The sequence below is a fragment of the Serinicoccus marinus DSM 15273 genome, from assembly GCF_008386315.1.
In the GTDB taxonomy this organism is placed as follows: Bacteria; Actinomycetota; Actinomycetes; order Actinomycetales; family Dermatophilaceae; genus Ornithinicoccus; species Ornithinicoccus marinus.
Window position 1 is genome coordinate 343569 of record NZ_CP043808.1, and the last position, 20633, is coordinate 364201.

Below are 20633 nucleotides of genomic sequence, written 5' to 3' on the forward strand. Positions count from 1 at the left end.
AGTTCTGCGCCAGGGTGGTGGCTGCCTCACCCCACCCAGACCCGGGCGTTGCGGAACATCCGCAGCCACGAGCTCGGCTCCTCGACCGTCCCGGTCGTCCACGACAGCTGCGCGTTGCGCTGCACCCGCTCCGGGTGCGGCATCATCGCGGTGAACCGCCCGTCCGGGGTGGTCACCGCGGTGAGGCCGTCGGGGGAGCCGTTCGGGTTCGCGGGGTATGCCCGCGCCACCTCCCCGTGGCCGTCGACGTAGCGCACGGCCGCCAGCCCGGCCCGGACCGCGTCGAGGTCACCCTGCCGGGAGAAGTCGGCGCGCCCCTCGCCGTGCGCCACCGCCACCGGCAGCCGTGACCCGGCCATACCGCTGAAGAAGATCGACGGGCCGTCGAGGACCTCGACCTGGGACAGCCGGGCCTCGTACTGCTCGCTGGCGTTGCGCACGAAGCGCGGCCAGGCCTGCGCGCCGGGGATGTGCCCGGCGAGCGCGGCGAACATCTGGCAGCCGTTGCAGATGCCGAGGCCGAAGGTGTCCGGCCGCGCGACGAAGGTGTCGAAGGCGTCGGTGAGCCGCGGGTCGAAGAGCACCGAGCGCGCCCAGCCCTCGCCCGCACCCAGGGTGTCGCCGTAGGAGAAGCCGCCGGCGGCCACGAGCCCGACCACGTCGGCGAGGTCGAAGCGCCCGGCCTGCAGGTCGGTCATGTGCACGTCGTAGGTGTCGAACCCGGCTCGGTCGAAGGCGAAGGCCGTCTCGACGTGGCTGTTGACGCCCTGCTCGCGCAGGATCGCGACCCGCGGCCGCGCGCCGCGCGAGACGTAGGGCGCGCTGACGTCCTGCGCCGGGTCGAAGCTCGGGCTCACGACCAGCCCGGGGTCGTCCCCGCCGACCGCGGCGTGCTCCTCGTCGGCGCAGGCCGGGTTGTCGCGCAGCGACGCGATCCGCCAGGAGACCTCGTCCCAGGCCTGCGCGAGGTCGCGCAGCGGCTCGTCCAGGGTGATGGCCTGACCGACGGCGACCCGCACTCTCCGGTCCCCGGTGACCTGCCCCAGGCTGACGACCGAGGGGAAGCCGTGAGGCTGCAGCACCGCGACGGCCTCCTCCAGGCGCCCCTGCGGCACCTCGAGGACGACGCCGAGCTCCTCGGCGAAGAGCGCGGCCAGGGCCGGCGTCAGCTTGTCCTCCGTGCCGTCACCGGTCGGGTCGGCCGAGTGGGGCACCTCGATGTCGAGACCGACACCCCCGGCCATCGCCATCTCGACCAGCGTCGCCCAGAGCCCGCCGTCGGAGCGGTCGTGGTAGGCCGTCACCAGCCCCTGCGCCCGCAGCTCGGTCAGCGCCGCAGCCAGCCCGGTGATCCGCGCCGGGTCGTCCAGGTCCGGGACGGTGCCCCCGAAGCCGCCCCCACCTGCGCCAGGATCGAGCCACCGAGCCGGTCCCGGCCGCCACCGAGATCGACGAGCAGCAGCTCGGAGCCCTCGTGCAGCTGCGGGGTGAGGGTGCCGCGGACGTCGGGCAGCGAGGCGAAGGCGGAGACGACGAGCGACACCGGCGACACGACGGCCTGCTCCTGCCCGTCCCCGTCGGTCCACCGGGCGCGCATCGACAGCGAGTCCTTGCCGACCGGCACCGAGATCCCCAGCGCCGGGCACAGCTCCAGCGCGACGGCGCGCACGGTGTCGTAGAGCGCGGCGTCCTCACCGGGCTCGCCGCAGGCGGCCATCCAGTTGCAGGAGAGCTTGACCCCGGAGAGAGGAGCGCCTGCCTCCAGCGGCGTGACCGGGGCCGCGAGCAGGTTGGTCATCGCCTCGCCGACCGCCATCCGTCCCGAGGCAGGGGCATCCACCGCCGCCAGCGGCATCCGCTCTCCGGTGGCCATCGCCTGCCCGGCCAGGCCCGCCAGGTCGGTCAGCGTCACGGCGACGTCCGCGACCGGCACCTGCCACGGCCCCACCATCTGATCCCGGTGGCTCAGCCCGCCGACGGTGCGGTCGCCGATGGTCACGAGGAAGCGCTTGGAGGCCACGCTCGGGTGCCGCAGCACGGCATACGCCGCGTCCCGCAGCGCGTCGCCCTCGAGGGAGAGGTCGACGTCGTCCCCGCGCCGCACCACCCGCGCCACGTCGCGGGTCATCCGGGGAGGCTTGCCGAGCAGCACCTCCATCGGCATGTCGACCGGTGGTCAGCCTCGGACCCCGCCGAGTGGCCCACTTCGGCACCGGGATGCCCCTCGACGGCCGGCGCAACCGGGCCACTCGGCGCCATCGGGCCGCGGCCGTGATCTGCCTCGCCCTGGGTGACGACCAGCTCGCCGTCGTCCTGCGCGACGCCGACGACGGCATACGGGCAGCGCTCGCGCGCGCAGAGCGCGGCGAACTCCTCCAGCGACCCCGGCGCGATAGCCAGGACGTAGCGCTCCTGGCTCTCGTTGGACCAGATCTCCTTGGGGGAGAGGCCGGACTCGGCCACCGGCACCATCGCCAGGTCGAAGCGGGCGCCCAGCCCGGCGTCGTCGACCAGCTCGGGGAATGCGTTGGACAGCCCGCCCGCGCCGACGTCGTGGATCGCCAGCACCGGGTTGCGAGCACCCTGCGCCCAGCAGTGGTTGACGACCTCCTGGGCGCGGCGCTGCATCTCGGGGTTGCCGCGCTGCACCGAGTCGAAGTCGAGGTCGGGGCGTTAGCGCCCGCAGCCATCGAGCTGGCGGCGCACCGCCCATGCCGATCCGCATCCCCGGCCCGCCGAGCTGCACGAGCAGCGTGCCGGCGGGGAAGCGGACCTTCTCCGTCTGGTCGGCGCTGATCGTCCCGAGCCCGCCCGCGCTCATGATCGGCTTGTGGAAGCCGCGCCGCACGCCGTCGACGGTCTGCTCGTAGACGCGGAAGAACCCGCCGAGGCCCGGGCGGCCGAACTCGTTGTTGAAGGCCGCCGCTCCCAGCGGTGCCTCGACCATGATCTCCAGCGGGCTCGCGAGGTGGTCGGGCCCGCTCGCCCGCCACCGCTCTCCCACGGCTCGTCCGTGCCCGGCAGCCGCAGGTTCGACACCGCGAAGCCACGAGCCCGGCCTTGGGTGCGCTGCCCCGGCCGGTGGCGCCCTCGTCACGGATCTCTCCGCCCGCGCCGGTCGCGGCGCCCGGGAACGGCGAGATCGCGGGGGGTGGTTGTGCGTCTCCACCTTCATGAGCACGTGCACGTCGTCCTCGCGCAGGGCATACCGGCTCGGGGCGGTGCGCCCGTCCCCGGGGGTGAAGCGCTGCGTCCGGCCTCCCGCCATGACCGAGGCGTTGTCCTTGTAGGCCACGACCGTGCCCGCGCCGGCCACCTGCTCGGTGTGCCGGATCATCGCGAACAGGCTCTGCCCCTGTGCCTCGCCGTCGATGATGAAGTCGGCGTTGAAGATCTTGTGCCGGCAGTGCTCGGAGTTGGCCTGGGCGAACATCGTCAGCTCGACATCGGTCGGGTTACGGCGCAGCGCGGTGAAGGCCTCGACGAGGTAGTCGATCTCGTCCGGCGAGAGCGCCAGCCCGTAGCGCGCGTCGGCCTCCTCCAGCGCGCCTCGTCCGCGCCCGAGGACGTCCACCCGCTCCATCGGCTCGGCGACCGGTCGGCGAAGAGCAGCGTCAGGGCGTCCCGCCCGGGGAGCGCCGACTCGGTCATGCGGTCGTGCAGCAGGTCGGCGCACGCGCTCCAGGTGGCCTCGTCGAGCGGTCCGCCGCCGACCTCGAGCCGGAGCTCGGTCACCCGCTCCACCCGCTGCACGTCGAGGCCGCAGTTGAGCAGGATGTCGGTGGCCTTGCTCGACCACGGCGAGATGGTGCCCAGCCGGGGGGAGACGACCACCCGCGCGGTATGCCCGCCCTCGGCGCCGGCCTCGTCCCCGCGGTCTTCGTCGTCCTCCTCGCCCGGCCACGGGTCGCCGTAGGTGAGGATCGCGCGCAGGTCGGCGAGCTCCTCGGTGCCCGGTTCCTGGTCGGTGGCGACGACGTGCAGGTGGCGGGCGGCGACCGAGGTGACCTGCGGGGCGACCCGCCGCAGCCGGGCCAGCAGGGCGGCGGCGCGGAAGTCGGAGAGGGCGGACCCGCCCGGCAGGACGGTGAGGACGTGGTCGGCCATGGCGGTGCGGCTCCGGAGGGGTCGGCGGGGTCAGCGGGTGGGGGTGAAGGGGTGCCCGGTGAGGGCCTCGTAGGCCTCGACGTAGCGGGCCCGGGTGAGCTCCACGACGGACTCGGGCAGCGCAGGGGGAGCGGCGTCGCCCCCGCGGTCCCACCCGCTGGCCGGCGAGGTCAGCCAGTCGCGCAGGACCTGCTTGTCGTAGGACGTCTGGGTCCGGCCCGGCGTCCAGTCGTCGGCGCGCCAGAAGCGGGAGGAGTCCGGGGTGAGCACCTCGTCGGCGAGGACGACCTGCACGGCGTCGGCGTCCACCTCGTCCCACGCCGGCGCACCGCCGGCACCCTGCGGGACGTCGGCCGGGTCCACGCCGAACTCCACCTTGGTGTCGGCGATGAGGATGCCCCGGTCGGCGGCGATCGCGTTGCCCCGGTCGAGGATGTCCACCGTCAGGTCACGCACCCGCGCGGCCAGCCGCGGGCCCACCAGCGCGGCGACCCGCTCCACGCTGATCGGCTCGTCGTGCTCGCCGACCGGCGCCTTGGTGCTCGGGGTGAAGACCGGCTCCGGCAGGCGTGACCCGTCGACCAGGCCCGGGGGCAGCTCGACGCCGGACACGATGCCGGTCGCGGCATACTCCGCGAGACCCCCACCGGTGAGGAAGGCGCGAGCGACGCACTCGACCGGCAGCATCGTCAGGCGCCGCACGTAGACCGCGCGCCCGGCGACCTCGTCCGGCACCTCGGTCGACACCACGTGGTGCGGGGCGAGGTCGGCGAGCTGGTCGAACCACCAGAGCGAGAGCTGGGTCAGGACCGCGCCCTTGTCCGGGATCGGGGTGTCGAGGACGTGGTCGTAGGCGCTGACCCGGTCCGAGGCCACCAGCAGCAGCCGGGACTCGTCGACGGTGCCGTCGGCGTGCAGCGGGGCATACAGCTCGCGCACCTTGCCGGAGTAGAGCAGCTCGTGCCCCTCGAGCGACAGCGTCACCTCAGGCCTCCTGCCCGGGGACGACGACCTCGCCCCGCTCGGCGGCGAGCCCGATGTCAGGTCGGGTATGACTGCCGCGCAACGTGATCCGACCGGCGGCCTCGTAGGCGCGCGAACGGGCCCCGGGCAGGTCGTCGGCCAGGCTGACGACGCTGAGCACCCGCCCCCCGGACGAGACGAGCCCGCCGGGCTGGTCGCCCGTCGACGTCTCCCGGCGGGTTCCGGCGTGCAGCACGTGCACGTCGCCTCCCTTCTCGGCGTGCTCGATCCCGCCGATAGTGTCGCCCGTCGCAGGCGTGCCGGGGTAGTGCTCGGCCGCGACCACGACGTTGACGCTCGTGCGCGGCGACCACTCCAGCTCGGGCAACCCGGACAGCTCACCCTCCGCCGCCGACCGGAGCACCACGCCGAGCGGGGTCCGCAACCGGGCGAGCACCACCTGCGTCTCGGGGTCCCCGAAGCGCGCGTTGAACTCGACGACGCGCGGCCCGTCCGCGGTGAGCGCGAGACCGACGTAGAGCACCCCGACGAAGGGGGTGCCCCGCCGCGCCATCTCCGCGACCGTGGGGCGGGCGACGGTGTCCAGGACCTGCGGGACGAGGTCGGTCGGTGCCCAGGTGAGCGGTGAGTAGGCCCCCATCCCCCGGTGTTGGGCCCGGTGTCCCCCGCACCGACCCGCTTGAAGTCCTGGGCCGGCTCCAGCGCGACGACGGTCCGACCGTCGCTGAGGCAGAAGAGCGACACCTCAGGGCCGTCGAGGAAGTCCTCGACGACGACGGCGTCCGCGCGCTCCAGGCAGGCGGTGGCGTGCTCCCTCGCCCGTGCCCGGTCGGTCGTCACGACGACGCCCTTGCCGGCGGCCAGGCCGTCCTCCTTGACGACGTAGGGCGAGCCGGTCGCGTCCAGCGCGCGCTCCACCTCGTCCACGGTGGTGCAGACGTGGGCGGCTGCGGTCGGCACGCCGGCCGCAGCCATGACCTCCTTGGCGAAGGCCTTGCTCCCTTCGAGCGCAGCAGCCTGCGCCGACGGTCCGAAGCACGGTATGCCCGACTCCTGGAGTGCGTCGGCGACACCGGCGACCAGCGGCGCCTCGGGACCGACGACCACGAGGTCGGCACCCTCGGAGCGTGCCGCGTCGACGACGGCGGTGGGGTCCGCCGGATCGCCGGGGAGACAGCCGGCGAGGTCGGCGATCCCCGGGTTGCCGGGCAGCGCCACGACGCGGTCGACCGAGGGATCGAGGGTCAGGGAGCGGACCAGCGCGTGCTCGCGCGCACCGGAGCCGAGGACGAGGACCACCACGGGATGTCAGCCTAGTGGGCGGGTCCGGGGGCCGGGGCCACCGGTCGGACGGGGTGTGCGCGCCGCCGACGGTGACCGACCGGGACCGGGCCGCACGGCGGGGTGACAGGGGTGGTCCCCTGAGAGGCAGGGGGGGTATCTCCCAGGGGACCACCTGCAGGGCAGGGTCTGCACGGACTGATGGGGGGCTGCCCGTGCGACTCGCACTTCCCTGCTGCCGACCGAAGCCGACATGCTCCACAGTGACATATCGCGGGGGCGATGTCACGCCCAGAGGTGTCGGGGGCTGCCATTGACGGAGATCCGTCATGATGGGCGCCATGGATGCCTCTGCACCCGCGCGGCTGCACGGCTCGGCCTACGAGGAGTTCGTCATCGCGGTGTTCCGTCGCGCGGTCCGCTTCGGCACCCCGACGCGCAAGCTCTTCCGCGGCGAGGGACTGACCGACGCCGAGATCGACGACGCCACGGCGGAGCTGGAGGCGCGCGGCTTCCTGCGCGCCGGTGACGACCCCGACACCTGGGTGGTCATCCCGCCCCGGGAGGCGGTCGCCCGGCACGCCGAGGTCACCGAGCACCGGCTGCGGCTGGCCCGGGCGACCGCCGGCGAGCTGGAGCGGGCGTGGCGTCGGTCGACGCTGGACGCCACGACCGGACGGTTGCCGGGGATGGACCTGCTGGGCGGGGTCGACGACATCATCGGCCGCATCACCGCCATGCACATCGCGACCACGGACCGGCTGTGGTGGGCCGTGGACGGGTCGGTCGCGAGCCGCACCCTGCTCGCGCGGGCCGCCGAGGACCCCTCCTTGCTGTCGGTCCGCCAGGGTGTCGACCGACGGCTGATCCTCGACACCTCGCTGCTGGAGCTGCGCAGCGCGGTCGCCGTCATGGAGGCCGCGCTGCGCGAGGGTGCCGCGGTGCGGACCGGCAACGGGGTGCCGGTGAGCGCGGTGGTGTGCGACAGCGACGTGACGCTCATCGACATCAGCCGGTTCGAGCCGGACGGCGTGGGGTCCTTCGAGGCGCGGCTGGCGGCGCCCGTGGCCGCCGTGGCCAACCTCATCGAGCGGACCTGGACCCTGGCCGCCCCGATGCGGCCGATGCAGGAGGCCGCCGAGCGCAAGGAGGTCGGGGGCTCCTCGGCGCCGCTGGACGAGCGGGACCAGGCCATCCTCGCGCTGCTGGCCAGCGGCGCCTCGGACCAGGTGATCGCCCGCCGCCACGGGATCTCGGTGCGGACGGTGGAGCGCCGGGTCCGCTACATCATGGAGCACCTCGGGGCCGCGACTCGCTTCCACGCGGGGGCGCAGGCCGTGCGGCGTGGCTGGGTCTGAGGGACCCGCGGGATAGACTGCGGTCTTTGCGGGGGCGGACGTGACCGCCCCGGGGCCTACGCACCGGATATGAGGTGGGCGGATGACGGACGTGGTGTCGACCGACCGCGAGGTCGCGGCGCAGATCGCCGCGGAGCAGGCGCACGTGGACCGGGTCTACGACGAGCTGGGCAAGGCAGCCGCGCGGGTCGAGCTCGTGCACGCCGAGGGGATGTCGCGGGGGCAGACCGACCGTCGGGGGACGGGGGACCCGAGGGAGGAGGAGCTGGCGGGGCTGTTCGAGCGGGACGCGCTGGTCTACTCCGCGAGCAAGCGCCGGGCCTCGCTGGAGCACCAGCATGAGGGGCTGGTCTTCGGCCGGCTCGACCTGGAGCACGAGGTGGCCGACGAGCACGGCTCGACCCGGGAGGTCCGCTACGTCGGGCGCCTCGGCGTCCGCGACGACGACTACGAGCCGCTGGTCGTGGACTGGCGTGCGCCGGCCGCCGCACCCTTCTACCGCGCCACGCCGGTCGACCCGCAGGGCGTGCTCCGCCGCCGGGTGCTCCGGTGCCGCGGCGAGCAGGTGGTCGGGGTGGAGGACGACCTCATGGTCGCCGACCCGCCGGACGACGTCGTCGTGGTCGGCGACGGTGCCCTGATGGCCGCCCTGACCCGCAGCCGCGGCTCGCGGATGCGCGACATCGTCGCGACCATCCAGCAGCACCAGGACGAGGCGATCCGGGCCCCGGCCCGTGGCGTCACCGAGATCACCGGTGGGCCCGGCACCGGCAAGACGGTGGTCGCCCTGCACCGGGCCGCCTACCTGCTCTACTCCGACCGGCGCCGTTTCGAGGGAGGCGGTGTGCTGGTCGTCGGACCGTCCGCGGCCTACACGGCATACATCGAGCGGGTCCTGCCCTCGCTCGGCGAGGACTCGGTCGTGCTCCGCTCGCTGGGCGACGTGCTGGCGGGGATCACGGCCACCCGGCTCGACCCGCCCGACGTCGCGGCGACCAAGGGCAGCCTGCGGATGCGTCGGTTGCTGGCGCGCCTCGTGCGCGAGCCCATCCCCGGTGCGCCCACCCAGCTGCGGACCTTCGTCGGCGGGCACGCGATCCGGCTCGACGCCCCGGCGCTGGACCGCGCCCGCGCGCAGGTGCTGCGGCACCACCACCGCAACGCCGGTCACGACGCCGCCGTCGAGGCGCTGGCCCAGCTGGCCTGGGCACAGGTCGACCAGGGGGAGCGGGAGGACTTCGTCGACCGGTTCACCGACTCCGGCGACGTCGAGGCCTTCATGCGGCAGTGGTGGGCACCGGTGGACCCCCGCGAGATGCTCTTGTGGCTCGCCGACGACGAGCTGGTCGGGCGGCTCGGGGGCGTGTCGCCGCAGCAGGCCGCGGGCCTGGCGGCGTCCTACCGCGAGGCGCTGCAGCTCGGCACCTGGAGCGTCGCGGACGTGGCGCTCGTCGACGACCTGGCCGCGCGGCTGGGCCCTCCGGTCGAGCTGCCGAGCGAGGACCGCGGGTTCTTCGAGATCGAGGAGCTCGACGACGCCTCGCAGTACGGCGTCTCCGCGCTGCGCGTGGGCGCGGACGGCGAGTCCGTCGCCGCCGTGTCCGGCGGCGGGGCGGGGTCGCGGGTGTCGGCCGACCCTCGGGAGCGGTTGCTCGCCGGGCGCCCCGCGGAGGCCGAGGAGTATGCCCACGTCCTGGTGGACGAGGCGCAGGACCTCTCCCCGATGCAGTGGCGGATGCTCGGCCGGCGCGGCCGGTGGGCGTCGTGGACGGTCGTCGGCGACCTGGCCCAGGCCTCCTGGGACGACCTGCGCGAGGCCGGCCAGGCGCGGGAGGAGGCCTTCGGCACCGCGCCGCGGCAGGCCTTCCACATGGACACCAACTACCGCAACGCGCGGGAGATCTTCGACCTGGCCGCCCGGGTCATCACCGAGCACGTCCCCGAGGCGGACATCCCGCGGGCCGTCCGCGAGACCGGGCACGAGCCGCAGGAGCTCTCGCTGCCGACGGCCGCGATCCCCGGGGCCGTCGCGGAGGCGGTGCGCGAGCTGCGCGACGAGGTGACGGGACAGATCGCCGTCATCGCCCCGTGGTCCTGGCACGGACGGCTGGAGCCGGTGATGACGGGCGAGCAGGTCGTGCTCGTCGACCCGCTGTCCACCAAGGGGCTGGAGTACGACGCCACGGTGGTGGTGGACCCGGACGGCATCGTCGCCGAGTCCCCCGGTGGCGTCCGCGCGCTCTACGTCGTGCTCACCCGTGCCGCGCACCGCAGCGCCATCCTGCGTCCTGTGGACGAGGCCGCCCCCGGCGTCGGTGGGGGCCGTTAGGGTCAGGTGTCGTGAGCACCGCCCTCTACCGCCGCTACCGGCCCGAGACCTTCTCCGACGTCATCGGGCAGGAGCACGTCACCGAGCCGTTGATGCAGGCGCTGCGCGCGGAGCGGGTCAACCACGCCTACCTCTTCTCCGGGCCGCGAGGCTGCGGCAAGACCACCAGCGCCCGCATCCTCGCCCGGTGCCTCAACTGCGAGCAGGGGCCGACCCCGGAGCCGTGCGGGCAGTGCGAGTCCTGCGTGGCGCTGGCGCGCGACGGCGCCGGCTCGGTCGACGTCATCGAGATCGACGCGGCCAGCCACGGGAGGGTCGACGACACCCGGGAGCTGCGCGAGCGGGCCGCCTTCGGCCCGGCGACGGCGCGCTACAAGATCTACATCATCGACGAGGCGCACATGGTGAGCCGGGAGGGCTTCAACTCGCTGCTCAAGATCGTCGAGGAGCCACCGCCGCACGTGAAGTTCATCTTCGCGACCACCGAGCCGGAGAAGGTCCTGGCGACCATCCGCTCCCGGACCCACCACTACCCCTTCCACCTCGTCCCGCCGCAACGGCTGACGGCCTACCTCGAGGAGCTGTGCCGGGCCGAGGGCGTCGAGCTGGAGCCGGGAGTGCTGTCCTTCGTCACCCGCGCCGGCGGCGGGTCGGTGCGCGACTCGCTCTCGGTGCTGGACCAGCTGATCTCCGGGGCCGGCGAGGGCGGTCTGACCTACGAGCGGACCGCCGCGCTGCTGGGCTTCACCGACGTGGAGCTGCTCGACGCGGTGGTCGAGGCGGTGGCTGCCGGTGACGCGGCGACCGTCTTCGGGCAGATCGACCGGGTCATGGAGTCGGGGCACGACCCGCGACGTTTCGTCGAGGACCTGCTGGAGCGCTACCGCGACCTCATCGTGCTGGCGGCGGTGGGCGAGCGCTCCGGCGGCCTGCTCCCGGGGCTGCCCGAGGACCAGGTCGAGCGGATGCGGCGACAGGCGCAGGCCCACGGCACGGCCGCGCTCTCGCGCGCGGCAGACCTGGTGAGCCGCGGCCTGTCGGAGATGACCGGCGCGGTGTCCTACCGCCTCATGCTGGAGCTGCTCGCCGCCCGGCTGCTGCTGCCGGCCGCTCAGGGCGAGGACGGCTACGGCACCCGGCTGGAGCGGATCGAGCGGCGGCTCGGCGCCGCGGGCGATGCGCCGGGTCCCGCCCGGTCCGAGGGTGCTGTCCCGGGCCCGGACCGTTCCGGGGGCGCCGGCGGCTCCCACCGCGGCGAGCGGCCTGCGCAGGCCACGCGACCGGCGCAGACCCAGCAGCCCGGGCACCTCGACACCGCGGCCCTGCGCCGGCAGTGGCCCGAGATCGTCGCGGCGGTCCGGCAGATCAGCCGGCGCACCGCCGGCGCGCTGGACTCCATGCAGGTCGTCGACTACGACGGGCAGCGGCTGCTCGTCGGGATGCCGGACGAGCGCTGGATCCGGCACTTCATGGGCACCTCCCACGAGGAGGCGCTGCGGCAGGGTGTGCTCGACGCGCTGGCGCTCGACACGAGGATCGAGGCGACCGTGCTCGGCGGGGGCGACGGACCCCCGAGCGGTCCCGGAGGCCCGGGCAGCGGGCCCCCTGGTGACCGTGGCCCCGCCGCTGGGCGCGAGGGGGGCGAGGGGGGCGACGCGGGGCCCGCACCGGAGGTCGCGTCGCCGACCGTGGCCGGGGACGAGGGACCTCCGCCCGAGGAACCGCCCCACGGGCCGGAGGACGAGGTCGGGGCCGGCGAGCCGGAGCACGGCGCTGCACCCACCCCCGGACACCTCGGCGGTGCCCCGAGCGCCGAGGCGGTGCCCCAGGGCATACCCGACACCCCCATGCGCGGCCGGATCCGCACCCGTGCCGACCGCTCCTCCACCCCGACCCAGCGGTCGGACAGCGGGCCGGCGCCGGTCCGGGGTCGTGGTGGCCGACCTCCCGCGTCACCGGGAGAGGCGTCGACCGGTGACGCCGCTCTGGCCGAGCAGCTGGGCGCCGGAGGGGGCCGTCCGCAGGCCGCCGACCAGCCCGAGTGGTCGCAGCGGGCGCGCGGGGCGCAGGGGGCACCTGACTGGGCCACCGGCGGGTCGCCGGGCCCGGACGAGCGGGCGGGCGCGGACGACGACACGGCTCCCGAGCCCGCCGGGCCTGATCCCTCAGGCCCCGACTCCTCGGGCCCTGATCGCTCGACCCTCGGCGCTCTTGACCAACCGACGTCCGCACGCGACCGGGCACCCGGTGGGGATGCGCCGAGCGACGACGACGAGGACCTGGCGACCTCCGGGGCCGTGGGGCAACCGGTGGTGGAGAGCGTGCTGGGCGGTACTGTCATCGCCATCAACGACGACCCCGTGGCGTGAGGACGAGCCGGCCATGATCTACGAGCTGCTGCACCCCGTGGTGACGCCGTTGGCCACCGCGATCTGGCGGCCCGAGGTGGTCGGCCGGGAGCACGTCCCGATGCAGGGCCCGGTGATCCTCGCGAGCAACCACCGCTCCTTCATCGACAGCGTGGTCATCCCGCTCACCTCGCCGCGGCAGGTGGCCTTCCTGGCCAAGTCGGAGTACTTCACGGGGACCGGCGTGCGCGGCTGGATCAGCCGCGAGTGGTTCACCGGCGTCGGCTCGATCCCCGTGGACCGCGACGACACCCGCGCCGCCCAGAAGTCGCTGGACCTGGCCCTGACGCACCTGCGCGAGGGGGGCGCCTTCGGCATCTACCCCGAGGGCACCCGGTCGCGCGACGGCCGCCTCTACCGCGGCAAGACGGGGGTGGCCTGGCTGGCGCTCGAGGCAGGTTGCCCGATCGTGCCGGTGGCGCTCCAGGGCACGCAGGACATCCAGCCGGTCGGCTCCCGGCTCCCCCGTCGGGCGAAGGTGCGCGTCGAGTTCGGCACCCCGATCGAGGTCGCCGGGCGCTTCGACGGCGTGCCGCAGGGACGCGCCCGGCGCGAGCTGACCGACGAGGTCATGCAGCGCATCCTGGCCATGTCCGGGCAGGAGTGGGCCGGGGAGTACGCCCAGCGCTCCGGCGACCTGCCCGCCTGAGCGCGTCCCGACGGCGGCCAGGGCGGCGGGCGTGCCGTGGGCACGGGTGTCGGTGGCACGGCATACAGTGGCGTGCTGTGTATGAAGGCGTGGTCCAGGACCTGATCGACGAGCTCGGCCGGCTGCCCGGCGTCGGTCCCAAGGGTGCTCAGCGCATCGCCTTCCACCTGCTGGCGGCCGACCCGGAGGACATCACCCGGCTCGCCGAGGCGCTGCTGCAGATCCGGGAGAAGGTCCGCTTCTGCGAGATCTGCGGCAACGTCGCCGAGGCGCAACGGTGCCGCATCTGCCTGGACGACCGGCGTGACCCGAGCATGATCTGCGTCGTGGAGCAGAGCCAGGACGTCGCGGCGATCGAGCGGACCCGCGAGTTCCGGGGCCGCTACCACGTGCTCGGCGGGGCCATCAACCCGATCGGCGGGGTCGGGCCGGAGGACCTGCGCGTCCGTGAGCTGGTCGCGCGCCTGGCCGACGGCGAGGTCGCCGAGGTCATCATCGCCACCGACCCCAACCTCGAGGGGGAGGCCACGGCCACCTACATCGCCCGGCTGCTCAAGCCCTACGAGGGGGTGCGGGTCAGCCGGCTCGCCTCCGGGCTGCCGGTGGGCGGCGACCTGGAGTATGCCGACGAGGTCACCCTCGGCCGCGCCTTCGAGGGCCGCCGGATGATCTCCGCGCCCACCTCGACCGCGGGCTGAGCCCGCACTGCCGCCGGGCCTGCGCACGGGGCGGGACAGATCGAGTGGAGTCTGGTCCGGAGGTCGGCGGTCATCTACCCCTAGGGTGGGTGCATGGTCGACGAGGACTGGACGCAGCCGGCGCGGGACATGCACGCCGAGGTGGAGGCCTACTTCACCAGCCTGGAGACGGTCGCCTCCGGCGACGAGGCCGGGACGGTGCTGCCGTTGCTGCTGCTCAGCGTGGGACAGCTTTGCTCCGCCGGCGCCCGACTGGGTGCCCTGGTCGACGTGGTGCCGCGCGAACGCTTCGAGCCGGACGCGGGCCCGGACGCCGACCTGGAGCGCATCCGGGAGCAGCTGCACGACCTGCTGGGCGGGCTGGACGACTACTGCGACCTGGAGGACCCGGTGCTCACCGGCGAGGTCACCCGTGGGTCGCTGACCGACGACCTGGTCGCCGTGGCGGCGGACCTTGCGCACGGGCGTGAGCACTTCGTGGCGGGCCGACCCACCGAGGCGATGTGGTGGTGGCAGTTCAGCTACCTGTCCTCCTGGGGGGAGCGGGCGGCGTCCGCGCTGCGGGTCCTGCACACGCTGCTCGCGCACGTGCGCCTGGACGCGGACGACGAGCAGGTCATGGAGGCCGAGCTCGCGGCGCTGCACGGCGGCGCCTGAGCAACCACGGACGACGCTCGGCCGGGACGTGGGCCGAGCCAGCGGTGCGCGCCCTCAGGCGAGGTCGTTGGGCTCGGTCGGGGTCGAGCGCGCGGGGTCGAGCGGGGCGCCCGAGCGGTAGGCGGCGCGGCCGAGCGCGTTGGAGGCCACCGAGCTCATGATGATGAAGCCGGCGATCGCCACCAGGAGCTTGATCAGGTCGACGACGTCGAAGCCGTGGGTCCAGACGTGGTGGACGTAGACGCCGGTCACCATCCACGGGATGCCCATGCCGGTCGCGCCGGAGAGCACGTTGATCCGGGACAGCCCGTCGCGGGCCCGCAGCATCGCCAGCGCGCTGGTCAGCACGAAGAGCGCGCCGCCGATGCACAGCACGCCGACGACCACGAGCAGGACGACGTTCATCGCTGCCCCCTGGTGAGGATGCGGGCCAGGGAGACGGTCGCGAGGATGCCGACCAGTGCCGACAACGAGGCGACGTCGAGCAGGACGACCGACCCCGAGGCCATGCCGATCATGAGGAAAATGCCGACCGCGCAGAAGTAGACCAGGTCGCTGACCGCCGCGACCGAGGCGTCGTCGCGGGCGGTCATGACCCGGACCAGCCCCAGCACCGCGGCGAGCAGCAGGATGCCGACGGTCGTCCAGACGATGAGGCTCACGAGGGCTCCACCTCCATCGTGCGCTCGCTGCGGCGGGGCCCTCGAGTCATGGTCAGCAGCCGACGCTCCATGTCGCGCAGCTCGGTGACGACCTCCTCGCGGTCGGTGCCGTAGAGCGCCTGCACGTAGAGCGTCGGCGGGGAGTCTCCCGTCCGGGGGGCGATGCCGACGGTGATGGTCCCCGGCGTGATGGTGATGGAGGAGGCCATGGTGCTGATCTCCAGGTCGGTCTCGCAGTGCAGCGGCAGCGCGACGATGGCCGGGGACATGCGCAGCCCCGGCGTCACCACGTCGACGCCGATCCGCAGCGCGCCGCGGATCACCTCGGACGCGAGCCAGCCGCCGTAGACGACGACCCGTAGCGGGTTGACGATCATCCGAGCACCGCCTCGACGTAGGGGGCGAGGTCCACCAGGCCGGTCGCGGCCCGCGTCGTGATCTCCATCAGCGGCCCGGCGAGGACGAACATCGCCAGCTGGGTCACCACGAGCACGGCCATCGGCGCCATGAGCCGGGGAGTGACCCGCACGTCGTCGGTGAGCTTCGTCTTCGGGCCGCGCCCCGTCTCGGGGGAGTCGGGGAGGTAGTCCTCCATGTCCGGGCCCCAGAAGACGCCGACCCACAACCGCTGCATCGCCACGAGGGATCCCAGCGCCCCGATGCAGATCAGCGTGACGAAGACCGCCTGCCAGGCGCCGCCGGCCTGCGCCGACGCCTGCACCAGGACGACCTTGGCGAAGAAGCCCGCGCTGGGCGGCAGTCCGACGATCGACATGAGCGCGAGGGCATACCCGATCGTGAGCATGCGGTCTCGCCGGATGATCCCGGACAGCCGCTCGTAGCGCCCCGAGCCGTAGACCTGCTCGATCGCCCCGGCACCGAGGATCAGCGCCCCCATGGTCACGATGCTGTGGACCGTGTAGAAGATGCCGGCGCCGAGTGAGAACTGCGTGAAGAGGAGCAGACCCAGCAGTGCGTGCCCGGTGCTGGATACCAGCTGCCAGGACAGCGCCCGCCGCATGACCCGCTCGCCCAAGGTGCTGTAGGACGCGACGACGATCGAGAGGCCGACGAGGACGGCCAGGACCAGCGCCCACGGCGGCCGCCCCTCGTAGAGCGTGGAGGTGATCCGGAACAGCGCGTAGAGCGCGACCTTGGTGTGCAGCGTCGAGAAGAGCCCCATGACCGCGGCCGAGGTGGCGGGGTAGCTGCGCGGCAACCAGGTGTGCATCGGCACGAGCGCGGCCTTGATCGCCAGCGCGAGCAGCACCACCCCCGAGCTCAGCGCGGTGCGCGGGTCGGTGCCGGCGCCCACGAGCAGCGCGAGGTTGACGGTCTCGGCGGTGGCGTAGACCAGGCCGACCCCGATGAGCAGGATCGTGCTGGTCAGCAGGTTGACGACGACGAAGGTCCGGCCCACCCCGAGCCGCCGCCACGTGCCGGTGATCGCGATCAGCGCGTAGCTCGGCAGCAGCATGACCTCGACGAAGACGAAGAGGTTGAACAGGTCGCCGGTGAGGAAGGCGCCGTTGACGCCACCGAGCAGCATCAGCACCAGCGGCGTGAGCAGCCGGTAGCGGTCCTCGCGGGTGATGACCATGAAGACGAGGCACATGAGCACGGTGAACGAGGTCACCAGGATCATGAGCGCGCTGAAGGTGTCCGAGACGAAGGGGATCGCCACCCCGGGCACGAAGGCGCCGACGTTCTCGGCCAGCACCGGGGTGTCCCCGTGCTGGCCGAGAGCAGGTCGAGCCCGGCCAGCCCGGTGAGCACGGGTATGCCCAGCAGCCAGGCACGCTGCCAGACCGGGTTGCGCCAGAGCACGGTGGCCGCGGCCGCCGCGATCGGGATCGCGGCGAGCAGCGGCAGGAGGGCGGCGGTCATGATCATCGGCGGCGCGCCTCCCCGGTCTCCGGCATCCGCTTGGTGTCGTCGTTGTGCCCGATGACGGCCATGGCGAGCATGAGCACGGTGACGGCGAGCGCGATGACGATGGCGGTCAGCACGAAGGCCTGCGGCAACGGGTCACCGGCGTCCTCGACGCCGGCGCGGCCGGGCAGCGGCTCCCCCCGCCAGGCGGTGACACCGGCGGACAGGATGAGCAGGTTGGCGGCGTGGCGCCAGCAGCGACAGGCCGAAGATGAATCCGTACCATGCGCGCTGCAGCATGAGGTAGATCGCGCCGGCGGTGAGGATGCCGATCGTGATGGGCAGGATCACGGGCGATCACCTCCCCTGCGCGGCGGCAGGTCCTGCTGCAGGTACCTCGAGGCGCGGTTGGGTATGCCCAGGCGCGTCTCGGCATACCGCTCGCCGCGGGAGGTGTCCATCGGCCCGCTGATCTCGCCCTCCACCGACTCGTCGGCGCGCTCGCGAGTGCCCTCGCGGCCGCCGGTCGCGCCGAGCAGGTTGAAGGCCTCCATGACCAGGCCGAGCACCGCGAGGTAGACGCCGAGGTCGAAGGCCATCGGCGAGATGAGCTTGTAGCTGCCGATGTAGGTGTGCAGCGGCTCGAGGAAGGACACGTGCCCGACCAGCCCGAGCAGCCCGGTCGCCACCGCGATGAGCACGCCGATCGCCACGAGGCGCAGCGGGAGCCGCGGCGGGCCGATCATCCGGTCGCGGGAGGTGGAGAGGTAGATCAGCGCGACGATCGAGGAGCCGACCAGGGCGGCGATGAAGCCGCCGCCGGGGGCGTTGTGCCCGCGCAGGAAGAGGATCGCCGAGATGATCGCCAGCAGCGGGGCGGTGACGCGCACGAGCAGCTGCAGGGGCACCGCGTTGCCCCAGGCCTCGGTGACGGCGCGGTAGGCCGTCGAGCCGCGCTCGCGCAGCGGCACCTCCGGCAGCGGCACGTGGTTGCGGTCGGCCTCCGGGGGCGGGTCGAGGTACTTGTCGCGGACGGTGGAGACGATCGCGACCATGGCGACCGCGGCCATCCCCAGGACGGTGAGCTCGCCGAAGGTGTCCAGCGCCCGGAACTCCACGAGGATGGTGTTGACGACGTTGTCGCCGCCGGTCTCGACCGGGCCCTCCTCCAGGTAGTAGAGGGCGATGTCGCTGCGGTCCCGGCGCCCGGTGAGCGCCCAGGTGGCCACGCCGGCCGAGAGCCCCCCGATCGCGGCGAGCAGCAGCGCCATCTTGTTGCCCCAGCGCGGCCCGCGGCCGAAGGTCTGCGGGAGCCGCTGCAGCACGAGCATGATCATGAGGACCGTGAGGGCCTCGACGAGCAGCTGGGTCATGCCGACGTCGGGCGCGCCGAGCGCGAAGATCTGCACCGTCACCGCGACGCCGACGGTGGACAGCGCCACCACGGCGGCCAGCCGGGAGTTGGCGCGGCACAGGACGCCGACGGCCAGGGCGATGATCACGAGCACGACGACGTCCACCGGGCTCACCAGGCCCTCCTGGACCGGCAGGAGGTGGTCGCCGGAGACGAGCACCGTCACCCCGCCAAGGACCAGCGCGCCGAGCGCGATGAACTGGACCGCCACGTGCCGGGTCGGGTTGTCCGCCCGCACCAGCATCGCCAGCGACTGCCCGACGTCCGCGGCCGTGTCGTTGATGACCTTGATGACGTCGGCGCCGTCGAAGGAGAAGGTGTCGTGCTCCCGGGCCGGGAAGAAGAAGCGGCGCCGCAGGATGATGAGGACGCCGACGGCGATGATCGCCAGCGTGGTGAAGAGCTCCAGGTTGAGCCCGTGCCAGAGCGCGAGGTGCGGGTGCGGCTCCTCGGCGCCGGCGGGCAGCATCGCGGCGGTCGCGCGGCCGACCGGGGTGTCGAGGATGCCCACGACGAAGGCGAGCGGCAGGCCCACGACGATCGGGATGGCGGCGAAGGTGCCCAGCGCCCAGGGGGTCGTGTGCAGCGGCCGGTCCTCGGGCCACTTGGCCGCGCCACGGCCGTCGTAGAAGCCGTTGAAGACGATCTTGGCGCAGTAGGCGAAGGTCAGCACCGCGGTCAGGGCGACGCCCAGGAAGGCGGCCCACGAGGCCACGGTGCCGAAGGGGGAGTCCAGCATCGCGGTGAGGATGCTCTCCTTGGAGACGAAGCCGAGCATCGGCGGCACCCCGGCCATCGACGCGCACCCGAGCACGGTGACCCAGAAGGCGACCGGCATGGCGGAGGAGAGCACCGGCATCCGCCGCACGTCGCGGGTGCCGGCCGCGTGGTCCACGACCCCGACCATCATGAACAGCCCGGACTTGAAGAGCGCGTGCGCGATGACGTGCAGGATCGCGGCGGCGAGGGCGTACTCCGTGCCGATGCCGATGGTGGCCACGATGAGACCCAGCTGGCTGACCGTGGAGTAGGCCATGAGCTTCTTGAGGTCGGTCTTTTGCAGCGCGAACCAGCCGCCGATGGCGCAGGTCACCAGGCCGGTGACGACGAGCAGGACGTTCCACACCAGCACGTCGTGGAAGGCCGGGGAGAAGCGCATGAGCAGGAAGATCCCGGCCTTGACGACCGCGGCGGCGTGCAGGTAGGCGCTGACCGGGGTCGCGGCGGCCATGGCGTCAGGCAGCCACACGTGGAAGGGGAACTGCGCCGACTTGGTGAAGGCCGCGAGGATGACCAGGAGCGCCACGGTCGCGGTGAAGCCGGGGCTGGTGTCCCACACCTCGTGCGCCAGCGCCTCGGACAGCGTGGTCGTGCCGGTGCGCACAATGATCGCGGTCACCGCGGAGAGCAGCCCCAGCCCGCCCAGGAACGTGATGAGCAGGGTGCGCATCGAGGCCGCCTCACCGGCATACCCCGAGCGCGCGATGAGGAAGAAGCTGGCGAGGCTGGTGAGCTCCCAGCACAGGAACAGCAGGATCAGGTCGTCCGCCAGCACCAGCCCGACCATGGAGACGGTGAACATCGCCATGTAGAAGTAGAAGGTGAGGTTGCGCCCCGGCTTGAGGTATGCCGTGGAGTAGGCCAGCACGATCGCACCGATGACCAGCGCGATGAAGGTGAAGACGGTGCCCAGTCCGTCCGCGCGCAGCGAGAGCTCGAGGCCGAGGGTGGGCACCCACGGCATCGACCACGCCACGGTGCCGTGGTGCATGACCTCTGTGGCGGCGGGCCAGTATGCCCCGGCGGCAGCGAGGTAGAGGGCGGCGATCGGCCACCCGGCGTGCCGACCCAGGAGGCGGGTGAGCGGGAAGGTCGCGACGACGGTCACCGCGGAGATGACCAACGTCCAGAGCAGGCTCATCGCCGACCCGCCCTGGACAGGCCGGTGCCAACGAGGCATCGGTCGACCGGGCGGATCATGGGAGCAATCTACCAACCCCTCGGAGGGTCGCGGGAGAGCAGGCACGAGAAAGACCGACCCCGACCGGGTGGTCCGGTCTGGGTCGGTCTCTGCTGGTCGGGGTGACAGGATTTGAAATAGACACTAGGGCATTTTGGGGCGCTGGTGCCGATCAGCAGATATGCTGTCTGACCTGCACAAAGGGCACACTGTTACTCAGGACGCGGGTGGTCACGAGAGGGCAGGAGATGTCA

The 20633-nt window shown here is 73.2% G+C and carries 19 protein-coding genes and 3 pseudogenes; 6 read left to right on the top strand and 16 right to left on the bottom strand.

Annotation, left to right across the window (positions count from 1 at the left end):
- Positions 1–26: 26 nt before the first annotated feature.
- The 8 genes and pseudogenes from FU792_RS19035 to FU792_RS19065 form a co-directional block, all read right to left on the bottom strand.
- Positions 27–1370 carry a phosphoribosylformylglycinamidine synthase subunit PurQ gene (locus tag FU792_RS19035; protein WP_420876884.1) on the bottom strand — a complete coding sequence of 448 codons (1344 nt, stop codon included), beginning with the start codon at positions 1368–1370 and terminating at the stop codon, positions 27–29.
- Positions 1328–2164: a hypothetical protein gene (locus tag FU792_RS19040; RefSeq protein ID WP_420876845.1), complete on the bottom strand. Its 837-nt coding sequence runs from the start codon at positions 2162–2164 to the stop codon at positions 1328–1330. The genes FU792_RS19035 and FU792_RS19040 overlap by 43 nt, the downstream gene beginning before the upstream one ends.
- The gene (locus FU792_RS19045) at positions 2125–2649 is read right to left on the bottom strand and encodes an AIR synthase-related protein (RefSeq protein ID WP_420876846.1); all 525 of its coding nucleotides are present in this window, start codon (positions 2647–2649) and stop codon (positions 2125–2127) included. The genes FU792_RS19040 and FU792_RS19045 overlap by 40 nt, the downstream gene beginning before the upstream one ends.
- An 805-nt stretch (positions 2650–3454) precedes the next feature.
- Positions 3455–3583, bottom strand: a pseudogene (locus FU792_RS19050) (hypothetical protein); the annotation flags it as partial.
- Between the two features lie 80 nt (positions 3584–3663).
- A pseudogene (locus FU792_RS19055) lies at positions 3664–4107 on the bottom strand (phosphoribosylformylglycinamidine synthase); the annotation flags it as partial.
- Between the two features lie 30 nt (positions 4108–4137).
- Positions 4138–5091, bottom strand: a complete 954-nt coding sequence (locus FU792_RS01750; RefSeq protein WP_022925404.1) for a phosphoribosylaminoimidazolesuccinocarboxamide synthase — start codon at positions 5089–5091, stop codon at positions 4138–4140.
- Between the two features lies 1 nt (position 5092).
- The gene (locus FU792_RS19060; RefSeq protein WP_420876885.1) at positions 5093–5614 is read right to left on the bottom strand and encodes a phosphoribosylglycinamide synthetase C domain-containing protein; all 522 of its coding nucleotides are present in this window, start codon (positions 5612–5614) and stop codon (positions 5093–5095) included.
- A pseudogene (locus tag FU792_RS19065) lies at positions 5594–6393 on the bottom strand (phosphoribosylamine--glycine ligase); the annotation flags it as partial. The gene FU792_RS19060 and the pseudogene FU792_RS19065, both read right to left, overlap by 21 nt.
- 320 nt (positions 6394–6713) lie before the next feature.
- On the opposite strand from FU792_RS19065, the gene FU792_RS01760 reads away from it, so the two are divergent.
- The 6 genes from FU792_RS01760 to FU792_RS01785 all read left to right on the top strand — a co-directional run bounded on the left by FU792_RS01760 (position 6714) and on the right by FU792_RS01785 (position 14471).
- Positions 6714–7730 carry a helix-turn-helix transcriptional regulator gene (locus FU792_RS01760; RefSeq protein ID WP_161600177.1) on the top strand — a complete coding sequence of 339 codons (1017 nt, stop codon included), beginning with the start codon at positions 6714–6716 and terminating at the stop codon, positions 7728–7730.
- 82 nt (positions 7731–7812) lie between these two features.
- A complete protein-coding gene (locus FU792_RS01765; RefSeq protein WP_022925407.1) occupies positions 7813–10059 on the top strand; it encodes a HelD family protein in 2247 nt (748 codons plus the stop codon).
- 11 nt (positions 10060–10070) lie between these two features.
- Positions 10071–12428, top strand: coding sequence for a DNA polymerase III subunit gamma and tau (locus tag FU792_RS01770; protein ID WP_022925408.1), 2358 nt, complete (start codon positions 10071–10073; stop codon positions 12426–12428).
- 13 nt (positions 12429–12441) lie between these two features.
- On the top strand, positions 12442–13116 hold the full coding sequence (locus FU792_RS01775) for a lysophospholipid acyltransferase family protein (RefSeq protein WP_022925409.1): 675 nt from the start codon (positions 12442–12444) through the stop codon (positions 13114–13116).
- 77 nt (positions 13117–13193) lie between these two features.
- Positions 13194–13814 carry a recombination mediator RecR gene (gene recR, locus FU792_RS01780; RefSeq protein WP_022925410.1) on the top strand — a complete coding sequence of 207 codons (621 nt, stop codon included), beginning with the start codon at positions 13194–13196 and terminating at the stop codon, positions 13812–13814.
- Between the two features lie 93 nt (positions 13815–13907).
- A complete protein-coding gene (locus FU792_RS01785) occupies positions 13908–14471 on the top strand; it encodes a DUF5063 domain-containing protein (RefSeq protein WP_022925411.1) in 564 nt (187 codons plus the stop codon).
- Positions 14472–14525: 54 nt separating this feature from the next.
- Here FU792_RS01785 and FU792_RS01790 read toward each other — a convergent pair whose 3' ends face one another.
- From FU792_RS01790 to FU792_RS01815, 8 genes are read right to left on the bottom strand one after another with little or no spacing between them, the layout of a single operon-like run.
- Positions 14526–14876 carry a cation:proton antiporter gene (locus tag FU792_RS01790; RefSeq protein ID WP_149814496.1) on the bottom strand — a complete coding sequence of 117 codons (351 nt, stop codon included), beginning with the start codon at positions 14874–14876 and terminating at the stop codon, positions 14526–14528.
- Positions 14873–15133, bottom strand: coding sequence for a monovalent cation/H+ antiporter complex subunit F (locus FU792_RS01795; RefSeq protein ID WP_022925413.1), 261 nt, complete (start codon positions 15131–15133; stop codon positions 14873–14875). Before FU792_RS01795 ends, FU792_RS01790 begins: the two co-directional genes overlap by 4 nt.
- The gene (locus FU792_RS01800; protein ID WP_022925414.1) at positions 15130–15510 is read right to left on the bottom strand and encodes a Na+/H+ antiporter subunit E; all 381 of its coding nucleotides are present in this window, start codon (positions 15508–15510) and stop codon (positions 15130–15132) included. Before FU792_RS01800 ends, FU792_RS01795 begins: the two co-directional genes overlap by 4 nt.
- A complete protein-coding gene (locus FU792_RS01805; RefSeq protein ID WP_238706025.1) occupies positions 15507–16853 on the bottom strand; it encodes a proton-conducting transporter transmembrane domain-containing protein in 1347 nt (448 codons plus the stop codon). The genes FU792_RS01800 and FU792_RS01805 overlap by 4 nt, the downstream gene beginning before the upstream one ends.
- Positions 16775–17026: a hypothetical protein gene (locus FU792_RS17600; protein WP_238706026.1), complete on the bottom strand. Its 252-nt coding sequence runs from the start codon at positions 17024–17026 to the stop codon at positions 16775–16777. The genes FU792_RS01805 and FU792_RS17600 overlap by 79 nt, the downstream gene beginning before the upstream one ends.
- The gene (locus tag FU792_RS01810) at positions 17023–17241 is read right to left on the bottom strand and encodes a cation:proton antiporter subunit C (RefSeq protein WP_338101197.1); all 219 of its coding nucleotides are present in this window, start codon (positions 17239–17241) and stop codon (positions 17023–17025) included. The genes FU792_RS17600 and FU792_RS01810 overlap by 4 nt, the downstream gene beginning before the upstream one ends.
- A complete protein-coding gene (locus FU792_RS18720; RefSeq protein WP_338101145.1) occupies positions 17162–17356 on the bottom strand; it encodes an NADH-ubiquinone oxidoreductase chain 4L in 195 nt (64 codons plus the stop codon). The genes FU792_RS01810 and FU792_RS18720 overlap by 80 nt, the downstream gene beginning before the upstream one ends.
- Positions 17353–20340: a DUF4040 family protein gene (locus FU792_RS01815; protein ID WP_022925417.1), complete on the bottom strand. Its 2988-nt coding sequence runs from the start codon at positions 20338–20340 to the stop codon at positions 17353–17355. The genes FU792_RS18720 and FU792_RS01815 overlap by 4 nt, the downstream gene beginning before the upstream one ends.
- Between the last annotated feature and the right edge of the window lie 293 nt (positions 20341–20633).

Coding starts and splice junctions, on each gene's coding strand:
- FU792_RS01775 (WP_022925409.1), top strand. CDS start 12,442: ATGATCTACGAGCTGCTGCACCCCGTGGTGACGCCGTTGGCCACCGCG.
- FU792_RS01790 (WP_149814496.1), bottom strand. CDS start 14,876: ATGAACGTCGTCCTGCTCGTGGTCGTCGGCGTGCTGTGCATCGGCGGC.
- FU792_RS01800 (WP_022925414.1), bottom strand. CDS start 15,510: ATGATCGTCAACCCGCTACGGGTCGTCGTCTACGGCGGCTGGCTCGCG.
- FU792_RS17600 (WP_238706026.1), bottom strand. CDS start 17,026: ATGATCATGACCGCCGCCCTCCTGCCGCTGCTCGCCGCGATCCCGATC.
- FU792_RS19040 (WP_420876845.1), bottom strand. CDS start 2,164: ATGCCGATGGAGGTGCTGCTCGGCAAGCCTCCCCGGATGACCCGCGAC.
- FU792_RS01765 (WP_022925407.1), top strand. CDS start 7,813: ATGACGGACGTGGTGTCGACCGACCGCGAGGTCGCGGCGCAGATCGCC.
- FU792_RS01815 (WP_022925417.1), bottom strand. CDS start 20,340: ATGAGCCTGCTCTGGACGTTGGTCATCTCCGCGGTGACCGTCGTCGCG.
- FU792_RS01785 (WP_022925411.1), top strand. CDS start 13,908: ATGGTCGACGAGGACTGGACGCAGCCGGCGCGGGACATGCACGCCGAG.
- FU792_RS01760 (WP_161600177.1), top strand. CDS start 6,714: ATGGATGCCTCTGCACCCGCGCGGCTGCACGGCTCGGCCTACGAGGAG.